Below are 18,093 nucleotides of genomic sequence, written 5' to 3' on the forward strand. Positions count from 1 at the left end.
GGTCACCGGCCCGGCCCGGCGGTCCAGACGAGCGGGTGGGTGAGCGTGACGCCGTGGCTCCGGAAGTCGAGGGTGACCCGGTCGCCGTCCAGCATGGTGTGCCCGCCGTGGAAGCTGCTCCGGTCGGCCCCGATGTACACGTAGTGCACGCGGCCGGGCCGGTGCAGGGCCTCGTGGACGAACAGCCCCGCCGTGATGGTGTCCAGGTCGTAGTACAGGGCGTCGGTTCCGGTGGTGAACGTGCCCTTCCAGACGGGGGTGCCGTCCCGCTCGATCGTGGTCTCGCCGGTGACGAGAGCCGGCGGCGGGCCCAGGTGCAGGGCGGGGGAGATGCCGGCGCTGCAGAGCTTCGCGTACGACAGGTGGCCGTTGTGCGCCTTGAACCGGCCGATGTCCGTCAGGTCGTTGCCGAAGGTGTAGCCCAGGTAGCGGGGCCGGCCGGTCTCCTCGTCGCCCACGTAGACGAGGACGACCTCCGCCTCCTCGCACACGGCGAGCGCGCCACCGGGCACGTCCAGCGGCTCGCCCGGCAGCCTCAGGGTGTCGCCGAGGCCCTTGAAGAACCAGGTCGGCTGGTCCGGGGTGGTCTCGTCCACCTTCACGTTGTGGGTCATCATGAAGCCGCCGACCAGGGCGTCCCCGGGGTGGCCCGGGAAGCACGGCACCCGCGGGCGCAGCCCGGCCGACTCCCCGGCCGGGACGTCCACCGGCTCCCGGCCGGCCGTCAGGGCGGCCGCGTCCCCGCCGGACTCCCGGACGAGTACGGCCAGTTGCTCCTCGAACAGCGGGTACAGGCGCAGTGCGGCCCCGCTCCGGGCCGCGCCGACGGCGAAGTACGACCGTCCCTCGTAGTCGTACTCGGTGAGCACCATCATCGGGAATCGCCTCCTGGGAAGGACGGGTGGGTTGCCGGTGCTGCGGTCCTATCGACCGTCGGCGGCCCGGAGGGCGAGGCGGTCGATCTTGCCGTTGCCGGTGAGCGGGAACGCGTCCAGGTGCACGAAGCGCCGGGGGATCATGTACGGGGGAAGCGCGGCCGCCAGGTGGCTGCGCAGGGTGCGGGAGTCGGTCTCGCCGCCGGTGTAGAAGGCGATCAGGTCGAGGCTGCCGACCGGGCCGGGGAAGGCCAGGACCACCGCGTCCGCGAGCTCCTCGTGCCGGCGCAGGGCGCCCTCGATCTCCGCGAGTTCGACCCGGTGGCCGCGGATCTTGACCTGGGAGTCCAGGCGGCCGAGGTGCGTCAGGGTGCCGTCGGGGGCGCGGCGGACGAGGTCGCCGGTGCGGTACCAGTCGGAGGGGACCGGCGGGCGGCCGGTGACCGGGGCGAAGCCGACGGAGTCGTCGGCGGCGAGGAAGCGGCCGGTGTTGTCCTCGGCCGCGAGGTAGCCGTCGAAGCGCTGGGGGCCCCGGACGCAGAGTTCGCCCTCGTCGGCGTCCCGGCCGTCCGTCACGACGACGGACTCCAGGTGCGGGTAGACATGGCCGATGGGGACGGTGCCGTTGGCGGTGGCGGGCCAGTCCTCGGCGCGGTCGGGCAACCGGTAGGCGGAGACGTAGACGGTCAGTTCGGTGGGACCGTAGACGTTCTCCACCACCCCGTTCGGGGTGGCGGCGTGCCAGGCCCGGGCCTGTTCGACGGTGAGCTGCTCGCCGAGGAAGAGGCTCGTCCGCAGCGACGGCATGGCGCCGGGGGCGAGTTCGCCCAGGCCGAGGGCGGTGGAGACGGCGGAGGGCACCGAGGCCCAGTGGGTGAGGGAGCGCTCCTCGACCCAGCGGACCGGGTGCATCAGGTCCCGGGAGGAGGGGGCGACCAGGGCGGCGCCGGAGCCCCAGGCCACGAACAGGTCGAAGACCGAGACGTCGAAGGCGAAGTCGAAGTTCTGCGACATCCGGTCGCCGGGCCCCACCCCGTACCGGGCGAGGTTGTGGTTCACGAAGCTGAGGGCGTTGGCGTGCGACACGGGCACGCCCTTGGGCCGGCCGGTGCTGCCCGAGGTGAAGAGGATGTACGCCGTGGACCGGGCGGCGGGAGCCCGGAGCGGGGCACCGTCCGCCAGGGTGCCGAGGGCGGGGATCTCCAAAAGGCGCGGGCGGGCCTCCGCGGCGTCCGGGGCCAGGGCGGCGGCCGGCCCCCCGGGGTCGTCGGTCAGCACCAGCGTCAGGTCGGCGGCCGCGGCGATCGCGCGGATGCGGTCGGCGGGGGCGGCGTTGCTGATCGGGACGATCGTGGCGCCCAGCTTCAGGACGGCGAGGTAGGCCACGTACGTCCGGGCGCACTTCGTGCCGATCAGGCCGATCCGGGGCGGCACCGGGCCGTGGTCGGCCGCGATGGCGCGGGCCAGGCGCTCCGCCTCGGCGGTCAGTTCGCGGTACGTCAGGGGGTTCTCGCCCGGGGTCTCCAGGGCGACCGCCCCGGGGTGGCGGGCGGCCGTCGCCTCGACCAGCCCGGACAGGCGGGTCGGTGCGGCGGACGGCGGCGCGGTGCTGCTGCTGCTCATGCGGTCCCTTCCTGAGGGCGGGCGAGGGCGTCCGGGTTGACCAGGTACGGGGGGGACTCCCCGCGCAGGATGCACGTGGTGTTCCCGACGGCGGCCGGCACCAGGGAGCGGTACATCTCCACGGTGTGGCCCACCACGTGGTCGGTGAGCAGGATGTTCGGGGCTCCGCGCAACGGGCTGTCCGCGGGGAGGGGTTCGACCTCGAAGGTGTCGATGGCGGCACCGGCGATCACGCCCCGGTGCAGGGCGTCGGCCAGGGCCGCCTCGTCGATGATGCCGCCGCGCGCGGTGTTGATCAGGACGGCGCTGCTGCGCATGCGGCGCAGTTCGGGCGCGCCGATCAGGCCGCGGGTCGCGGCGTTGAGCGGCAGGTGGACGCTGATGACGTCCGCTTCCGTCAGGACGCGGTCCAGCGAGCAGAAGTCCACCTCGGGCCAGTCCTCGGGCCTCGGGGTCCGGGTGTGGCAGAGCACGGGGCCGGTGCCCCAGGGCGCGAGGCGGGTGCACACCTCCCGGGCGATCCGGCCGAAGCCGATGAGGCCCAGGGTGGCCCCGCGCAGCGAGTGGCTGTCGAGCTCCGCCGGCCGGGGGCGGGGGCGCTGCTCCGCCACGGCGGTGAGGCGGTCCGCGAGCCGCAGCCGCAGGGCCAGGGCGAGCATGACGGTGGCCTCGGCCATGCTGCCGTGGTTCTCCGGGGTCGCCCCGTTGGCGATGACGATCCCGCGCCGGGTGGCGTCGGGGACGTCGATCGAGTTGAAGCCGCTGGAGGCGAACACCACGCCCTTCAACTCCTTGTGCCGGTCCAGGAGTTCGGGGCCGACGGGGGTGCGGGAGGTGAGCACCAGGGCGTCCAGCGGGCCGTCCGCGACCTCACGCGGATCCGCCGCCCGGACCACCTGGTGGCCCAGGGCGGCGAGCTGCCCGGCGATCTCGTCGAGCAGCTCGTCGAGGACCCGGTCGGTGCCGACGAAGACACGGTGGCCGGACGGCGGGACTATGGACGGCATCCGACTAGAACCCGGTCAGGTAGGGGAGCTTGGCAGCCGTCCCGCTCACCTGGTCGGCGTTCTTCAGGAGTTCGGCGAGGGTGTCCCAGGTGCCCTCCAGGAAGGCGTCCCGCAGCGACGCCTGGATCTGCACGGGGAACTCGCGGTCGCCGATCCGCAGGACGCCCTTGCCGAGGTCCACCTCGGCGACGGCTCCGGCGTCGGCCAGGCCGATGCTGCGCGCCTCCTCCGCGTGCTCCGGGGCGAGGCTCACGCAGGGCAGGCCGATGGTGCCGCAGTTGCCGCGGAAGATCTCACCGAAGCTCTCCCCGACGACGGCGCGGATGCCCCACCGGTACAGGGCCTGCGCGGCGTGCTCGCGGGAGGAGCCGCAGCCGAAGTTCTTGGCGACCAGCAGGACGCTGCCGGCCGAGCGCTCCTGCTGGTCGAAGGGGTGGGTGACGCCGCGGGCGTGGTCCTGCTTGCGGTCGTCCTCGAAGACGTGCTCGCCGAGCGCGTCGAAGGTCAGGTGCTTGAGGAACCGGGCCGGGATGATCCGGTCGGTGTCGATGTCGTTGCCGCTGAGCACGACGCTGGTGCCGGTGACGGTGCTGATGCGTGAATCGATGGCGCTGGTCACTGCGAGGGCTCCTTAGGAGGAAGAGACGACGGACGCGGGACCGAAGACGGTCGCCGGGTCACAGACCGAACCGTTGACGGCGGCGGCGGCCACCGCCAGCGGGGACATGATCATCGTCCGGCCGGTGGGCGAGCCCTGACGGCCCTTGAAGTTGCGGTTGGAGGAGGACGCGGCGAGCTCGCGGCCCACCAGCTTGTCCATGTTCATGGCCAGGCACATCGAGCAGCCCGCCAGCCGGAACTCGAAGCCGGCCTCCTCCAGCACCTTGTCCACGCCCAGGCGGACGAGCTCCTCGCGCACGGCGTTGGAACCGGGCACGGCGAGCGCGCGCACCCCGGGCGAGACCCGGGCGCCGCTGCGCCTGAGCGCCTCGGACACCTCCACGAAGTCGGAGACCCGGCCGTTGGTGCAGGACCCGATGAAGGCGACGTCGATGGGGTGGTCGCCGAGCTTGTCGCCGGGCTTCATGCCCATGTACTCGTAGGCCTCGGCGTAGGAGTCGGCGACCTCGGGCGCGGCGCCCTCGACGGAGGGCAGCGAGCCGTCCACCGGGACGGACTGGCCCGGGTTGATGCCCCAGGTGACCATGGGCCGGATGGCGGCCCCGTCCATCACCACGACGTCGTCGTAGGTGGCGTCCGGGTCGGAGGCGATGGAGCGCCACCAGGCCACGGCGCGGTCCCACGCCTCGCCGGTGGGGGCGGCGGGCCGGCCCTTGAGGTAGGCGAAGGTCGTCTCGTCGGGGTTGACGTAGCCGCAGCGGGCTCCGCCCTCGACGGCCATGTTGCAGACCGTCATCCGCTCGTCCATCGACATGTTCTCGATGACGGAGCCCGAGAACTCGTAGGCGTAGCCCACCCCGCCGACGACGCCGAGCTCGTGGATCACGTGCAGGATGACGTCCTTGGCGGTGACGCCGGGAGCGAGGGCGCCGTCGATCTGGATGCGGCGCACCTTGAGCCGGTTCATGGTCACGGTCTGGGTGGCCAGGACGTCGCGCACCTGGGAGGTGCCGATGCCGAGGGCGACCGCGCCGAAGGCGCCGTGGGTGGAGGTGTGCGAGTCGCCGCAGGCGATGGTCATGCCCGGCTGGGTGAGGCCCTGCTCCGGCCCGATGACGTGGACGATGCCGTAGTCGCCGCTGCTCGGCGAGAAGAAGCGCAGCCCGAAGTCCGCCGTGTTGGCCTCCAGCCGGGCCAGCATGTCCTCACCCAGCTGGTCCAGGAGGGGGCGGGCGATGGTGTCCGTGGGGATGACGTGGTCGGCGGTGGCCACGTTGCACTCCGGCATGGCGATGCCCAGGCCGCGCTCCTTCAGCATGGCGAAGGCCTGCGGGCTGGTCGCCTCGTGCACCAGGTGGAGGCCGATGAAGAGCTGCACCCGGTCGTCGCCGTAGTCGCGCACGGTGTGCAGATCGAACACCTTGTTGTACAGGGTTGAACCCATGAGCTTTCTTCCTCGTTTGTCGTCTCGAAGAAATGAACGGTTATGCGGTGGACTTGACGGGAGCGGCGGATCCGGCGGTCACGCCGCCGTCCACGGCCAGCGCCTGCCCGGTCACATAACTCGACGCCGGCCCGGCCAACCACAGGGCGGCCGCCGCCACTTCCTCCGGCAGGCCGATCCGGCCGAGGGGTGCGCGCCGGGCCCGTGCCGCCAACTGCCCCTCCTCGGGGTACAGCTCGCGCAGCATGGCGGTGTCGGTGGATCCCGGGCAGACCGCGTTCACCCTGATCCCGTGCGGGGCGAGTTGGAGTGCCGCGGCCTTGGTCAGTCCGACGACGCCGTGCTTGGTCGCCGCATACATGGGACTGCCCGAGTGCCCCAGGAAGGAGGCCACGGAGCCCGTTGTGACGATCGCTCCCCCACCTGACCGGATCATCGCCCGGGACTGATGCTTCAGGCACAGCCACATGCCCATGAGATTGACGGACATAACGTCGACGGCATCCTTCTGGAGCGCTTCTGACAAGAGCCCACTGGGGCCGAACATACCAGCCGTGTTCACGGCCGCGTCCAGGCGTCCGAATTCCAAGACGGCCATATCAACTGACGCGGCGACAGCTTCCTCATCAGTGACGTCACAGGTCACGGCGAGGCCACGGTCGCGCTCCAGGCCCGCCAGCTCCAGGCTCTCGCGCAGGGTGTGCTCCCGGCGTCCGGCGGCCACCACGCGGGCGCCCGCGAGGGCGAGGGCGGCCACCGTGGCACGGCCGATGCCGCTGCCGGCGCCGGTGACCATGACGACGGCGTCCTTGAGGTCGCTGCCGGGGGAGGGGGGCGTGTGAACGGTCATGAGATGTGGAGACCTCCGTTGACGTCGACGAGTGCGCCGGTGGTGTATCCGGCTTCCTCGCCGCACAGATGGACGATGGCGGCGGCCGCCTCGCCGACGGTTCCGTAGCGCGCCATGGGGAGGCGGCCACGCACCTCGGCCTGCCGCTCCGGCGGCATGTCCTCCCAGGCCGCGACGAGGCGTTCGGTGGCGATGGGGCCGTGCGCGACGGCGTTCACCGTCACCCCGTAGGGGGCCAGTTCATAGGCGCACTGCTTGGTGTAGCCGAGGACGGCCGCCTTCGCGGCGACGTAGGCGGCGTTGCTGAAGATCGAGTACGTGCGCCCGGCGATCGAGGCGAGGTTGACGATCCGGCCCCGGCCGCGGTCGCGCATGGCGGGGGCGCACAGCCGGGTGAGGGTGAAGCAGCCGAGGAGGTTGTGGCTGATCGCCGCGGAGAGGTCCTCCTCGCGGAGGTCCTCCAGGGGGATGCGGCGGGTGTCGCCGCCGACGCCGTTGACCAGGATGTCGGGGAGCGCGCCCGGGTCGGCCGCTTCGACGTGCGCCGTGACGGCCCGGGTGTCGGTGACGTCCAGCAGGAGCGGGCGTGCCCCGGGCACGGTGTGCCGGGCGGCCTCCAGGGCGGCCGGGTCCCGGTCGATCATGACCACCTCGACGCCTTCTCCGGCGAGGCGCCGGGCGACCTCGGTGCCGATGCCGGAGGCGGCGCCGGTGACCCAGGCGCGGCGCGCCGGGAGTGGGCGGCTCGGGTCCGTGCTCACTGTCGTCCTTCCGGTGGGCTGTCCTGGGCGGTGGGCCTCGCGGGGTGCGGGGCGTCCGGTCGGGGCGCCGTCCACGGGCGCCGGAAACCGGGGGTGCAGAGGTCCAACAGGGCCCGGGTGGGGCGCAGTCCGATGCCGGGGCCGCCCAGGGCGGGGGCGCGGGAGGCGGCGCGGTCCACCCGGTAGGCGGGGGCGGTGAGCGGCGGAAGGTCGGGGAACCACTCGTCCTGCCGGCCCGCCTCCACGGCGACGGGTGCGCGCAGGGCCGTCCCGATGAGGCGGCCCACGGCCCACAGCGGGCCGACCTCGCCGACCTGGACGCCGAGTTGGACGCCGAGGCCCGCGGTGCGCGCGGCGCGGGCGAGTTCCAGCAGTTGCAAGGGACCGCCGCACTTGGAGACGCGCAGGTTGAGCAGGTCGGCCGCCCGGTGGGCGGTGCAGTGGGCGAGGTCGTCGGCCGAGGAGAAGGACTCGTCGAGCATCACCGGGAGCCCGGCCCGGCGCAGCCGGGCCAGCTCGCCCCAGCGGCGCGCGGCGAGGGGCTCCTCCAGCCAGGAGAGTCCCGCGGCCAGCAGGCGCGGGGCCTGGGCGAGGACCTCCTCGGCCTCCCAGGCGCAGTTGGCGTCGACCGACACGGTGGCGTCCGGCAGCAGGGCGGTGACCTCTGCCACCAGGTCGGCCACCGGGGCCGCTTCGGGACCGGCCTTGAGCTTGACGTGCGGGATCGCCGCCCGGGCGGCGCCGGACAGCGCGCTGAGCCGGGCCACGGGCGCACCGCTCAGATCCAGCACGGTCGACACCGGCATGGGGGCGGGTTCGGGGGCGAGGACGTCGCCGTACCCGGCCAGGTGCAGGGCCCGGAGGCCGTCCACCCCGTGCCGGCGGCAGATCAGGTCGAACAGGGCCGTCTCCAGGGCGGCCGCGGCCGCCGGGGCGGGTCGGCCGGGCTCCCCGAGGAGCTCCGGCAGCCCGAGCGCGGCCAGCCCGACCAGCGCCTCCGTCACCGGGGCCGTGAGCAACTCGACTACCGCATCAGGGAGTTCACGTCCGTGCAGCGCGGCGAGGACCGAGTCGACCGACTCCCCGGTGACGTACTCCCGCGGCGCCGCCTCCCCCCAGCCGGTCTCCCCGTCGTACTCCGCGGCGACCAGCACGGAGGCCGTCTCCCGGCGGGTCATCCGGGCGTGCCGGAAGGGGCGTCCCATCGCGATCCGCGCCTCGTGCACCGTCAGCGTCAGCACGGGGAACCCGCCCCGGCCGCGGGACACCGGGCGCTCACCGCCCGGCTCCGCTGCGGACCACCGCGGCCAGCCAGTCCCAGTACTGCTCCTGGACGTCGGTGAACTCGAGGTAGTGGGAGGCGACCGGGAAGTGCCGTGACACGGCCTGCGGCGCGAGGTCGGCGAGCACCGCCTCGGTGGCCCGCAGGTCGATGATCGAGTCCTGGTCGGGGTAGGCCACCCAGACCTCGCGGTCCGCCCAGGGAGCCGGTCCCGCGTCCGTGTACAGGTCCTCGGTCTCGACCATGGCGGCGCGGAAGGAATCGGTCACCGAGCGGACCATCAGGGCGTCGTTGGCCATCAGTCCGAGGTAGCCGGGCACGGTGGTGTACTGCTCGTCCTCGATCCGCACGACCGAGGCGGCGAGGCCGCCGCCGCTGCGCACGCGGAGGCGGGCGGCCTCGTCCAGGCGGGCGCGCTGCTGCCCCAGGGCCGGGGCGCACAGCACGATGCCCGAGTCCTGCGGGACGCGGCCGGAGGCGACCATGGCGGCGACCAGGCTGCCGCCGAAGCTCTGGCCGAGCACGGTGACCGGGTCGGTGGCGGCGTCGGCGAGGTCGGCCAGGGCCGCGGCGTAGTCGTCGAGCGCGGTGCGGGCGTCCGGCAGGTGGCCGCGCGGGCCGGTGCTGGCGCCGGATCCCCGGCGGTCGAGCGCGGTCAGCCGGACCCCGCGCTCCAGCAGGGCGGGCCCGGTCTCGAAGAGCCAGCCCGCGTGGCTCTGCAGGCCGTGGACGTAGAACAGGTCGGCCAGACCGGGCCGTCCGTCGTCCCAGGTGTGCCGGGCGAGGGTCTCCCCGCCGACCCGTAACCGGGTGAGGACCGGGCCCGGGCGGGTGGTCGGCTCACGCATCGGCGGCCGCTCCGGTCGGGGCGAGGCGGGGGATGTCGCCCTTCTCCCAGCGGGTGATCAGCGACTCCGCGACGAGCTGGGAGAACTCCCGGCGGCCGGGGACCATCTGGCCCGAGGTGACGAACATGTCCCGGGCCTGCTCCCACCGCTCCCGCCAGTGCGCGGCGTCCGTGGTGGTCAGGGCGGGTTCGGCGGCGCTGCGGGCCACCACGGACGGGAACCAGGGCCGGTCCGAGGGCTCGTGCGAGGGGTAGAAGCGGAAGTCGAAGCTCCAGCGGAGGCGTTCGGAGCGGTTGACGGTGGAGCCGTGCGGGGTGCGCTTGTGCAGCAGGACGAGGTCGCCCTTCGCGACCGGCAGCGGCACGGCGGCGGCTTCCAGCTCCTGGACGACCTCGGGGCCCATCGGCCAGGGCAGCAGGTTCTCCTCCCGGTGCCGGCCGGGCACCACCAGCAGGCAGCCGAGCTCCGCGGGGACGTCCATCAGCGGGATCCAGCAGGTCACCAGGGTGGTGTCGTCGGACTGCGGGATCTGGGTCATCGCGTCCTGGTGCCACATGGTGGGCGCGTGCATGGTCTCGCCGCGTCGGGCGCCGAACCCGCCCTGCGGCTTCGTGGCGGGCAGCTTGAGCCGCACGTGCTGGTTGGGGCTCGCCGATATCTCCTCGCCGACCAGGCGCCCCACGACGTCGAGGACCCGGGGGTTGCGGAGCAGCCCGAGGACGCCGGGCCCGGTGTGCACCCGGCTTTGCGGCTGGAGCGAGGTGAACGGCATGTGCGGCAGGGTGATGTCGAGCTCGCTGATCAGCGCGGTGTCGAAGCCGGGGAGCGCGGCGAGGGCCACCAGGTGCTCGTCGAAGGGCTTGCCGACGAGGTCCTCGCCGCCGGTGAGGGCGCCCGAGCGGCGCCACTGCCCGGCGCGTTCGTCCAACAGGCGGGCGTACTCCTGCCGGACGTCGGTGAAGTCGTCCTCGTCGAGCACGCCCGGCACCACGGCGTAGCCGTCGCGGTGGAAGTCCTCGGCGAGGGTGTCCAGATCGGTCATGTGCGGTCCTTTGCGTAGTCGGTGGGCAACGCGCCGGTCATGAGCGGAGGGAGGTCGGCCAGCAGGGCGTCATCGGTGTGCAGCCAGCGGTGCTTGACCTGGGCAGCGGAGGCGCCCCGGGCGATGTGGCGCTCGGCGAACGCGCGGAACGTGCCCGGCGGGACGGTGCGGCCGCGGACCGGGGTGAGCCGGTCGGAGCCGCGCTTCTCGGCGTACTCGGAGTTGACCCGGCAGAGCGTGGCGTCCACGCGGTCGCAGAAGGCCTCGCTCGCCGGTCCCGGGCCGTCCGGCCACTCCATGACCAGGGTGTAGCCCGGCGGTCGGCCCCAGGTCGGCACCAGGCTGTAGACGCTGGGTACGGAGGCGCTCCCGACGGCGGCGCGGATCGCCGCGTGCACGTCGGACTCGGTCAGCTTCTCCCCGGTGAACGAGCTGACGGATCCGCCGCGCCCCTCGAACTCGATCCGGGGCAGGTGGCCCACCCGGCCCACCACCCGGTAGATGTCGCCGGAGTCGTACCGGTAGAGGCCGTTGGCCTGGCTCATGACCAGGCGGTAGGTGCCGCCGTTGACCAGGTCGTCGTGGCCGACCGTGGCCGCGTCGGGCGGCAGGGGCTCGCCCGGGTCCTCCGGCGCGCAGGGCACGAACTCGAACAGGCCCTGGTCGACGGCGAGCGGACCGGCCGAGGGGTGGGTGTCCACCGGCATCGTGACGATGCCCTCGGTGCCCGTCGTGCTGAACGGGATGAGCGGGACGCCGGGCGCGAGGCGGTCGAGCCAGCCCCGGTAGTACCGGGCGGAGGCCGAGTTCCAGCACACCTGGAGCGAGAGCCGGGGCCACAGGTCGACCAGCGTGACGCGCCCGCCGAAGGAGTGGGTGGCCTCCAGCCGGTACGCGGTCTCCCGGGCGGGGGCCAGACCGGGGAAGGCCTTACCGCACAGGGTGCCGTCGTGCAGGTCCTTCAGGAGCGCCTCCAACTCCTCGTTGAGGAGCTCGCCGAGGGCCGTGATGCGGGAGGGGTTGACCGCCACGACCATCCGGACGTCGGAGCCGGCCAGCAGTCGCAGCTTGGCGTAGAGGGATAACCTGCCGCTGTCGTCGAGGAACCACGGCTCCCCGTACCAGGGCGGGTTCCAGTCGCGCGGGCCGACGGCGGCCGGCCGTTTGGTGATGCTGTAGACGGGCACCGTGTCGTCCGGCCCCGGCAGGTGCTCGATGACGGACCGCTCCCACGACATGTCCAGGACGTTGCCGGGGCGGTAGCGCTCCAGGCCCAGGCGCTGGAAGTACAGGCCCCACTGCGCGTACAGGGCCGGCCCCCGGTAGCGGTTGCGCCAGTGGCGGGTGGTCGGGATGTACTTCGGTCGCCCGGTGGTGCCGGACGTGGTGTGCAGCGCGTACGGGCGGCTCTCGGTGAGCACCTTCTGCTCACCCGCCCTGATGCGCTCCACGTAGCCCCGGAAGGACTCGTAGCCGCCGATCGGGACGGCCGCCCTGAAGTCCGCGGGCGTCCGCACCGGGCCGAGCCGGTGCTGCCGCCCGAAGGCCGTGTCCCGGGCCTGCCCCAGGATGTCGGCGAACACCCGGCGGCTCACCGGGTGCGGTTCGCGGCAGTACCGGCGCTGGAGGTGATGGGCCGCCAACATCTGTCGGACGAAGGCGTCCCCGCTCACGACAGGAATCCGTCGGGATCGAGTTCTGCGTGCAGCCACGCCGCGACCTGCTCGCTCCGGTCCAGTCGCAGGTCCGGCAGACTGCGCTCCTCCGGGCGGTCCGCCCCCGCCCCGACGACCACACAACTGCCCAGGTACGTCAGCCACTTGACCTGGACGTCCAGGGTCTCCCGGGCCACCCGGCCGAGCGGGGCGCCGAAGCGCCGCTCCACCGCGCCCTGGAGGAGCCTGCGCATGACGGCGAGGGTGTCGCGGGCCGCCGCGCACCGGCTGCGCAGGTCCCCGTCGCGCGGGAGGGCGATCCGCTCGGGAGCCACCTCGGTGAGGTCGGCCTCGGCGTCGAACCTCCCGATGAGGTGGGCGAACTCCTCGTACCAGTCGGTCTCGGTCGGGTCGTTGCCGTTGACGGTCAGCAGGGCCGGGCCGGTCTCCCCGTCCAGGGTGGCGACGAGGTGCCGGGCCCAGGAGGCGGCCGAGCAGTAGCCGAGCACGGCCGCCGGGCCCGTGGTGTCGCGCGCCAGCAGGGCGTGGCCCCGGCGCCGGCACTCCTCGATCTCCTCGGCGTCCAGGCTCTGCGGCACCGGGAGCTCGACGAGATCGGCGCCGGGGAGGCTGTCGCGGACGACGGACGCCAGCGCCGGTTCGGCCCGGGCACCGGGGTAGTCCACGGAGAAGACGGTCAGGGTGGGCGCGGGCTCCCCGGCCGCCTCCCGGGCCGCGGTCAGCAGCTCCGTCACCGGGCCGTCACCGCCGCGGACGATGCGGTCGGCGGCGGCCCGCAGGGCGCGCAGCAGCCGGGCCGCGTCGTGCGCGCCCACCAGGGCGAGGCTGTAGTCCAGTTCGAGGGCGAGGCCGTCGGCGCCGTCGTCCTCCAGGTGGATGTTGCAGTGCCGCTTGATGCTGCCGCTGCCCAGCGGGTGGGACCGCCAGCTGCCGTCGCGGAGCACCGGCGGGTCGATGGGCGCCTCGGCGGCCTGGAAGAGGATGTTGGCGTAGGGGGCGAGGGTGCGGGCCGCGTCGTAGGCGCCCATCGCGTCGAGGACGACCTCGACGGGCAGCTGGGAGCGGGCCAGGCTCTCGACCACGTCGTCGTGGACCCGGCGCACGTAGTCCTCGACGTCGCCCGGGGCGCGGAAGTCGCCGACGAAGAAGATCTGGTTGGTGAACAGGCCGGCGGTGTTGCGGTGCTCGGCGCGGTTGCGGTTGGCGACGCCGCTCATCACCACGACCTCGTCCTCGCCGGACAGCACCCGGGCGGCGGCCAGCAGTGCGGACAGCAGCAGGCTGTACGTGGTGACGCCCAGCGCACGGGCCCGCTCCCGGAGGGCGTCGGCCTCGCCGGGGCCGTCCCAGAGCAGCCGGGAGGTGCCCGCCCGCTGGCCGGCCGCGGCGGCGCCGGTGCGCCGGGCGACGGTGAAGTCGGGCGAGAGCCGGGCGAACTTCTCCCGCCAGTAGGCGATGTCCTCGGCGTAGACGCCGGAGCGGGCCGCGGCGTCCAGGCCGGCCGCGTACCGGCTGAAGGGGGTCGCCGGGGCGAGCTGGTCGCCGGTGCCCGTGTAGAGGGCGAGGAAGTCGCCGACGAGCAGGTCGATGGTCCAGCCGTCGGCCGCGATGTGGTGCACCCCGAGGTACAGCACGGCGCCGCCGTCGCCCAGCGGGACGCAGCCGCCGCGGACCGGCGGTTCCTCCGCCAGCGGGAAGGCCGGGGCCAGGGCCGCGCGGATCAGGGCCGTCGCGGCCTCGGCGTCCACCGCCTCGGGGTGGCGGACGAACGCGACGCGCTCCGGCCAGTCGGCGACCTCCTCCAGGAGGAGCGCGTCGGCGGTGGCGACGTAGCGGTTGCGGAGCGACTCGTGGCGGGCGACGAGCGCGCGGAAGGCGGCCTCGGCACGGTCCGCGTCGAAGTCCCGGGCGCAGCGCAGGGCGCGGCCCATGTTCAGGAAGGCGGCCGAGCCCTCGCCCTGGGCATGGCGCCAGTGGCGCCGCTGCGAGGCCGTCGCGGCCACCGCGCCGTCGGACGCCACTCCCGCCGGCACCGTGGGGGCGGGGGCGTCGGCCTGCCGGATGAGCTCGTCCAGGGGCTGCGGGCCGAGCAGTCGTGCCACCGGCACGACCAGGCCGAGTTCCTCCTCGATGCGCATGATCGCGGCGTAGGCGTCCAGCGAGCTGCCGCCGTTCTGCGCCCACGAGCGCGCGGTGCTGAGGCCCGCCGGGTCACCGCCGGCCTTGCGGGTCAGTGCGGCGAGCAGGACGGCCTGCATGGCGTGCTGTTGTGCCTGGGCGTTCATAGGCTCCTGCCAGATGAGGACGTGGGACGCGGCGCGGGGGCCGCGGACGGTTCGGCGCCGAGCCTCGCGCTCATCTCCGCGGTCCAGTCGCGGTGGCCGACGCCGTCCTCGGCGAACAGTTCGCCGACGCGGGCCAGGAACTCGGCCGTGGCGTGGCGCAGGTCTTCCTCCTGCGGGCAGTCGAGGACCACGTTGCAGGCGATCGCGTCGGTGTCGGTCCGGGCCGCGCCCGCGCGGGCGACCTCGTCGACGGCCGCCACCCCGGGAGTGCGCAGCGCCCGGGGGGAGACGTGCGAGCGGACCTCGCCGTCGGTGTCGGCGAACGGCACGAACAGCCCGGCGACCCGGCGCTCGCCCGTGTTGTCGGGCAGCGGCTGGGTGGGCAGTCCGGCGGTGATCAGCAGGGCCTGGCGGACCAGGTCGAAGCCGGAGCGGCGCTTGAGCACCCGGCTCAGGTGCCCGCCCACCCGGCAGTTGATCTCGATGATCTCCGGGCCGGTGGCACCGAGTTTGACCTCGGTGTGGGTGATGCCGTCGTCCATGTCCAGCGCCCGGTGTGCGCCGAGGACGAGCTCCTCGATCCCGGTGCGCAGGCGGGGCGGCAGTCCGCAGGGCAGGATGTCGCCGGTCGTGGCCATCCGGCCGCCCTGCCGGGTCGCCGAACTCCGCTCGTGGACGGGGAACTTGTCGAAGACGGTGATCACGTCGTGGCGGCCGCCGGTGCTCTGCACCTCCACCGAGACGTAGTCCGCCCGCCAGGCTCCCGGCAGCGGGTCGGCCGTGGGGATGAACTGCTCGGCGTAGAGCGCGCCGCCCGCCCAGCGCCAGGAGGCGCTGAGTGCGGCGGCCTGCGCCGCGTCCCGGACGATCATGACGTCGGTGCCGCCGGCGCCGCGTCGCGGCTTGACGACGAACGGGTACCCGAGCAGGGCGGCCGCCTCCGCCAGGTCCGCCGCACCGTCCACGGGGTGGGCGGCGATCCGGGAGAGGCCGGCCCCGCCGACGGCCGTGCGCTGGCGGTACTTGTCGGCGGAGGCCGCGTCCCGGTGCCGGACGCCCAGGTGCGCGCCGAACGCCGCGGCGAGTTCGAGCTCGGCGTCGGCGAAGGTCACCACGCCGGCCAGCGGCCGGCCCGGGTCCGCCAGGTGCTCCTCGTCGATCTCCAGGGGAGCGCCGAACAGCCGGTCGATCAGCAGGGGGAGGGCGGGGTGCCGCTCGCCGGAACCGGACCGCAGCAGCGGGACGATCTCGATGTCGTCGGCCGCCGCGACGAGCACGTCGCGGGCGGAGGCGGCACCCCGGGGCGAGAACAGCACCCCCACCCGGGGTTTCACTGCGCCGTCGCCTTCTGCGCCGTCGCCGTCCGGGCCGCGTCCAGGAGTGCGGCCAGCGTTCCGTCCAGGAACAGGACGTCGGCCGGGATCTCCACCTCCAGATCGGCCTCGACCTGCTGGAGCAGCTCGATGGCCAGCAGCGAGTGGCCTCCCAGTTCGAAGAACCCGTCCTCGGGTAACGCTTCCTCAACTCCGAGCACGGCGCACCAGCGGGCGCGGACGACGGACTCGGGCGACTGCTCAGCGGTCACGGGTGATCCTCTCGGAGGACGCTCAACCCACGGTCGAGCGGCGGGAGTTTGATCTTTCGTCAACCTAGAGACCTTGTCCGAATAGCGCAACAGCCATTCCAGATAATGAGAGACCCCGACTATTGGGCGCTCCGGTTGAACCGTGCGCCTCTGTAGGATGAACACCCCCTCCTCGAACGACCGGTGAACCCTCCATGCTGGACACATCCCGCCTGTTCGACTCAGGCGCCGAGACGTACGACCGCGCCAGGGCCAGGCTCGTACCGGATCTGACGCCCTTTTACGAGACGGCCGTCGACATCGCGGCCGGTGCGGCCCGCGACCCCGCGGTGCGCATCCTCGACCTGGGCGCCGGCACCGGCCTGATGACGGCCGAGCTGGCCGCCCTCCTGCCCGACGCCTCCTACACGCTCCTGGACTCCTCGCCCGGAATGCTCGCGATCGCCCGTCGTGAACTCGCGCTGTACGCCGTCCGGCACGAGATCGTCGAGGCGGACATGCGCGGCCCCCTCCCGGCCGGCCCGTTCGACCTCGTCGTCTCCGCCCTCGCCATCCACCACCTGCCGCACGAGGACCAACGCGCCCTGTACCCGCGGATCCGCGAGGTGCTGGCCGAGGGCGGTGCCTTCGTCCACGCCGAGCAGGTCGCCGGTCCCACGGCCCGCCTCGACACCCTCTACGACGACATGTGGTCGCGCGACGTGGCCCGCCGGAACGCGAGCGACGGCGAACTGGCCGAGGCCAGGGCACGGATGGCGTACGACCGCTCGGTGCCGGTCCGCACCCACCTGGAGTGGCTGGCGGAGGCGGGGTTCCGGGAGGCGGACTGCTTCTACAAGCGGTACCGGTTCGCCGTCCTGGGGGCCTGGGTCTGAGCCGCCGCCCGCCGCCCCGCGACTCGGACACGGTGTCCGGAAACGACCCTGACGGTGCGTTGGCCGAAAACCGGCCCGGCGGGGCGTTGGCCGGAAACCGCTCCGACGGCCCGTCGGAACGACCCGTTCCGGCGCCGCGCGGGAACCACGGACCCCCTGCGCACCGCGCCACCGTGCCGTCTTGCATCGCGAGACGCACGGTGGTGCGGTGTACAGGACAGTTGGTAGCCTCCCGATCATGGAGCTGACCATCGAGACCCTCGGCGAGGTGCCCGAAGAACTTCGGTGCGGTGGCTGGCAGTTCGGCGCGCCGGCGCTCTCACCAGGCCGGATGCTCGCCGCGGCGGACGACGCCCGGTGGACCACCGGATGGACGGTGGCGAGGTCGCAGGGCCGCCTCCTCGGCGCCGTGAGCAGCCGGAGCCCCCGCAATCCCCGGTCGGCCGACGGCCCCCACGACCTCGGCGCGCGCGCCGACCTGCTCGGCGGCGCCGTCCCCGAGGACCCCACGCGATGGGTGTTCGTCGGCAGCAGCGGCGAGCTCGCCGCCGGGGTGCTCACCTCCGACGAACTGCCCCCGGGCGAGGCCGCCGAGGTGCGGGCCGCCCTGACCTCCGAGGCCTTCGGACGGGCGGAGGCGGCGGGGAACTACCCGGTCGCCCTGTACGTGCGCGACCGCGAGGTCGACTCCTTCGCCTCGGGCCTCGCCGACCGGGCCACCGTGCGCCCGCTCGACACCACCGCCGAACTGCCCGTCACCGGCGCCGACGAGGACGAGCACACCGCCGGACTGACCTCCCGTCAGCGCGAGGCCTGCCGCCGCGACCGCCGGAAGTTCTCCGCCCTGGGCCACCACGCGGACTGCGTCCCCGCCGAGGAGGTCATCACCGAGGCCGCCCCGCTGGTCTGCGCCGTCAAGCGCAAGTACGGGGTGGCCGACCATCCACGCCTGTGCGAGTACCGCCTGCGGCAGTGGGTCCGCACGCTGGGGCCCGAGGCCTGCCGGGCGTCGACCGTCCGCAGCGCCGACGGCGAACTGCTCGTCGCCTCCTTCTTCGCCCGGCAGGACACGCTCCTGGAGAGCTACGAGATCGGCCTGGCCGACGAGATGCCCGGTCGCGACCACAGCTACCTCCAGGCGATGATCCACGGCCCGGTCCGCTACGCCCTCCGGCACGGCTGCCGCAGCATCGACCTCGGCCTGGGCTCCAGCGCCGTCAAGCAGCTCCGGGGCGCCGTCATCGGCACGGCATGGGCCGTCAGCCCCGCCTGAGCCGCACCCCCGGACCCGACGCGGCGCACCGGGTCACCTCCCATCG

General features: G+C 73.7%; 16 protein-coding genes. 2 read left to right on the forward strand and 14 right to left on the reverse strand.

Features of this window, described 5'->3' with window-relative positions; translation table 11 throughout:
- Nucleotides 1–2: 2 nt before the first annotated feature.
- From AB0O91_RS06050 to AB0O91_RS06115, 14 genes are read right to left on the reverse strand one after another with little or no spacing between them, the layout of a single operon-like run.
- Nucleotides 3–875 carry an FAH family protein gene (locus AB0O91_RS06050; RefSeq protein ID WP_363428356.1) on the reverse strand — a complete coding sequence of 291 codons (873 nt, stop codon included), beginning with the start codon at nucleotides 873–875 and terminating at the stop codon, nucleotides 3–5.
- 48 nt (nucleotides 876–923) lie between these two features.
- Nucleotides 924–2,498 carry an amino acid adenylation domain-containing protein gene (locus AB0O91_RS06055; RefSeq protein ID WP_363428358.1) on the reverse strand — a complete coding sequence of 525 codons (1,575 nt, stop codon included), beginning with the start codon at nucleotides 2,496–2,498 and terminating at the stop codon, nucleotides 924–926.
- Complete coding sequence (locus AB0O91_RS06060) at nucleotides 2,495–3,505, reverse strand: NAD(P)-dependent oxidoreductase (protein ID WP_363428360.1); 1,011 nt, start codon at nucleotides 3,503–3,505, stop codon at nucleotides 2,495–2,497. The genes AB0O91_RS06055 and AB0O91_RS06060 overlap by 4 nt, the downstream gene beginning before the upstream one ends.
- 4 nt (nucleotides 3,506–3,509) lie before the next feature.
- Nucleotides 3,510–4,124 (reverse strand): 3-isopropylmalate dehydratase small subunit, encoded by a 615-nt coding sequence (locus AB0O91_RS06065; protein WP_363428362.1) that lies wholly within the window; start codon nucleotides 4,122–4,124, stop codon nucleotides 3,510–3,512.
- A 12-nt stretch (nucleotides 4,125–4,136) separates the two neighbouring features.
- The gene (locus tag AB0O91_RS06070) at nucleotides 4,137–5,570 is read right to left on the reverse strand and encodes a 3-isopropylmalate dehydratase large subunit (protein ID WP_363428364.1); all 1,434 of its coding nucleotides are present in this window, start codon (nucleotides 5,568–5,570) and stop codon (nucleotides 4,137–4,139) included.
- A gap of 40 nt (nucleotides 5,571–5,610) precedes the next feature.
- Nucleotides 5,611–6,420, reverse strand: coding sequence for an SDR family oxidoreductase (locus AB0O91_RS06075; RefSeq protein ID WP_363428366.1), 810 nt, complete (start codon nucleotides 6,418–6,420; stop codon nucleotides 5,611–5,613).
- Nucleotides 6,417–7,181, reverse strand: a complete 765-nt coding sequence (locus AB0O91_RS06080; protein WP_363428368.1) for an SDR family oxidoreductase — start codon at nucleotides 7,179–7,181, stop codon at nucleotides 6,417–6,419. The genes AB0O91_RS06075 and AB0O91_RS06080 overlap by 4 nt, the downstream gene beginning before the upstream one ends.
- Nucleotides 7,178–8,422, reverse strand: coding sequence for an enolase C-terminal domain-like protein (locus AB0O91_RS06085; RefSeq protein WP_363428370.1), 1,245 nt, complete (start codon nucleotides 8,420–8,422; stop codon nucleotides 7,178–7,180). Before AB0O91_RS06085 ends, AB0O91_RS06080 begins: the two co-directional genes overlap by 4 nt.
- 34 nt (nucleotides 8,423–8,456) lie before the next feature.
- Nucleotides 8,457–9,311: an alpha/beta fold hydrolase gene (locus AB0O91_RS06090; protein ID WP_363428372.1), complete on the reverse strand. Its 855-nt coding sequence runs from the start codon at nucleotides 9,309–9,311 to the stop codon at nucleotides 8,457–8,459.
- Nucleotides 9,304–10,353, reverse strand: a complete 1,050-nt coding sequence (locus AB0O91_RS06095; RefSeq protein WP_363428374.1) for a phytanoyl-CoA dioxygenase family protein — start codon at nucleotides 10,351–10,353, stop codon at nucleotides 9,304–9,306. The genes AB0O91_RS06090 and AB0O91_RS06095 overlap by 8 nt, the downstream gene beginning before the upstream one ends.
- Nucleotides 10,350–12,026: a GH3 auxin-responsive promoter family protein gene (locus AB0O91_RS06100; protein ID WP_363428376.1), complete on the reverse strand. Its 1,677-nt coding sequence runs from the start codon at nucleotides 12,024–12,026 to the stop codon at nucleotides 10,350–10,352. Before AB0O91_RS06100 ends, AB0O91_RS06095 begins: the two co-directional genes overlap by 4 nt.
- On the reverse strand, nucleotides 12,023–14,314 hold the full coding sequence (locus AB0O91_RS06105; RefSeq protein ID WP_363428378.1) for a condensation domain-containing protein: 2,292 nt from the start codon (nucleotides 14,312–14,314) through the stop codon (nucleotides 12,023–12,025). The genes AB0O91_RS06100 and AB0O91_RS06105 overlap by 4 nt, the downstream gene beginning before the upstream one ends.
- On the reverse strand, nucleotides 14,311–15,648 hold the full coding sequence (locus tag AB0O91_RS06110; protein WP_363428380.1) for a hypothetical protein: 1,338 nt from the start codon (nucleotides 15,646–15,648) through the stop codon (nucleotides 14,311–14,313). The genes AB0O91_RS06105 and AB0O91_RS06110 overlap by 4 nt, the downstream gene beginning before the upstream one ends.
- Complete coding sequence (locus tag AB0O91_RS06115) at nucleotides 15,645–15,899, reverse strand: phosphopantetheine-binding protein (RefSeq protein WP_363428382.1); 255 nt, start codon at nucleotides 15,897–15,899, stop codon at nucleotides 15,645–15,647. The genes AB0O91_RS06110 and AB0O91_RS06115 overlap by 4 nt, the downstream gene beginning before the upstream one ends.
- A gap of 194 nt (nucleotides 15,900–16,093) precedes the next feature.
- Here AB0O91_RS06115 and AB0O91_RS06120 point away from each other — a divergent pair, with 194 nt between their 5' ends.
- Together AB0O91_RS06120 and AB0O91_RS06125 are read left to right on the forward strand one after the other, a co-directional pair.
- Nucleotides 16,094–16,774: a class I SAM-dependent methyltransferase gene (locus tag AB0O91_RS06120; RefSeq protein ID WP_363428384.1), complete on the forward strand. Its 681-nt coding sequence runs from the start codon at nucleotides 16,094–16,096 to the stop codon at nucleotides 16,772–16,774.
- Nucleotides 16,775–17,012: 238 nt separating this feature from the next.
- Nucleotides 17,013–18,047: a GNAT family N-acetyltransferase gene (locus AB0O91_RS06125; RefSeq protein WP_363428386.1), complete on the forward strand. Its 1,035-nt coding sequence runs from the start codon at nucleotides 17,013–17,015 to the stop codon at nucleotides 18,045–18,047.
- Nucleotides 18,048–18,093: the final 46 nt, after the last annotated feature.

The organism is Kitasatospora sp. NPDC089797, assembly GCF_040684795.1.
GTDB lineage: Bacteria > Actinomycetota > Actinomycetes > Streptomycetales > Streptomycetaceae > Kitasatospora.

What these genes read in the sequence shown, in the direction of transcription:
- AB0O91_RS06060 (WP_363428360.1), bottom strand. Translation starts at nt 3,505, where the DNA reads ATGCCGTCCATAGTCCCGCCGTCCGGCCACCGTGTCTTCGTCGGCACC.
- AB0O91_RS06120 (WP_363428384.1), top strand. Translation starts at nt 16,094, where the DNA reads ATGCTGGACACATCCCGCCTGTTCGACTCAGGCGCCGAGACGTACGAC.
- AB0O91_RS06105 (WP_363428378.1), bottom strand. Translation starts at nt 14,314, where the DNA reads ATGAACGCCCAGGCACAACAGCACGCCATGCAGGCCGTCCTGCTCGCC.
- AB0O91_RS06125 (WP_363428386.1), top strand. Translation starts at nt 17,013, where the DNA reads ATGGAGCTGACCATCGAGACCCTCGGCGAGGTGCCCGAAGAACTTCGG.
- AB0O91_RS06090 (WP_363428372.1), bottom strand. Translation starts at nt 9,311, where the DNA reads ATGCGTGAGCCGACCACCCGCCCGGGCCCGGTCCTCACCCGGTTACGG.
- AB0O91_RS06075 (WP_363428366.1), bottom strand. Translation starts at nt 6,420, where the DNA reads ATGACCGTTCACACGCCCCCCTCCCCCGGCAGCGACCTCAAGGACGCC.
- AB0O91_RS06055 (WP_363428358.1), bottom strand. Translation starts at nt 2,498, where the DNA reads ATGAGCAGCAGCAGCACCGCGCCGCCGTCCGCCGCACCGACCCGCCTG.
- AB0O91_RS06095 (WP_363428374.1), bottom strand. Translation starts at nt 10,353, where the DNA reads ATGACCGATCTGGACACCCTCGCCGAGGACTTCCACCGCGACGGCTAC.
- AB0O91_RS06070 (WP_363428364.1), bottom strand. Translation starts at nt 5,570, where the DNA reads ATGGGTTCAACCCTGTACAACAAGGTGTTCGATCTGCACACCGTGCGC.
- AB0O91_RS06050 (WP_363428356.1), bottom strand. Translation starts at nt 875, where the DNA reads ATGATGGTGCTCACCGAGTACGACTACGAGGGACGGTCGTACTTCGCC.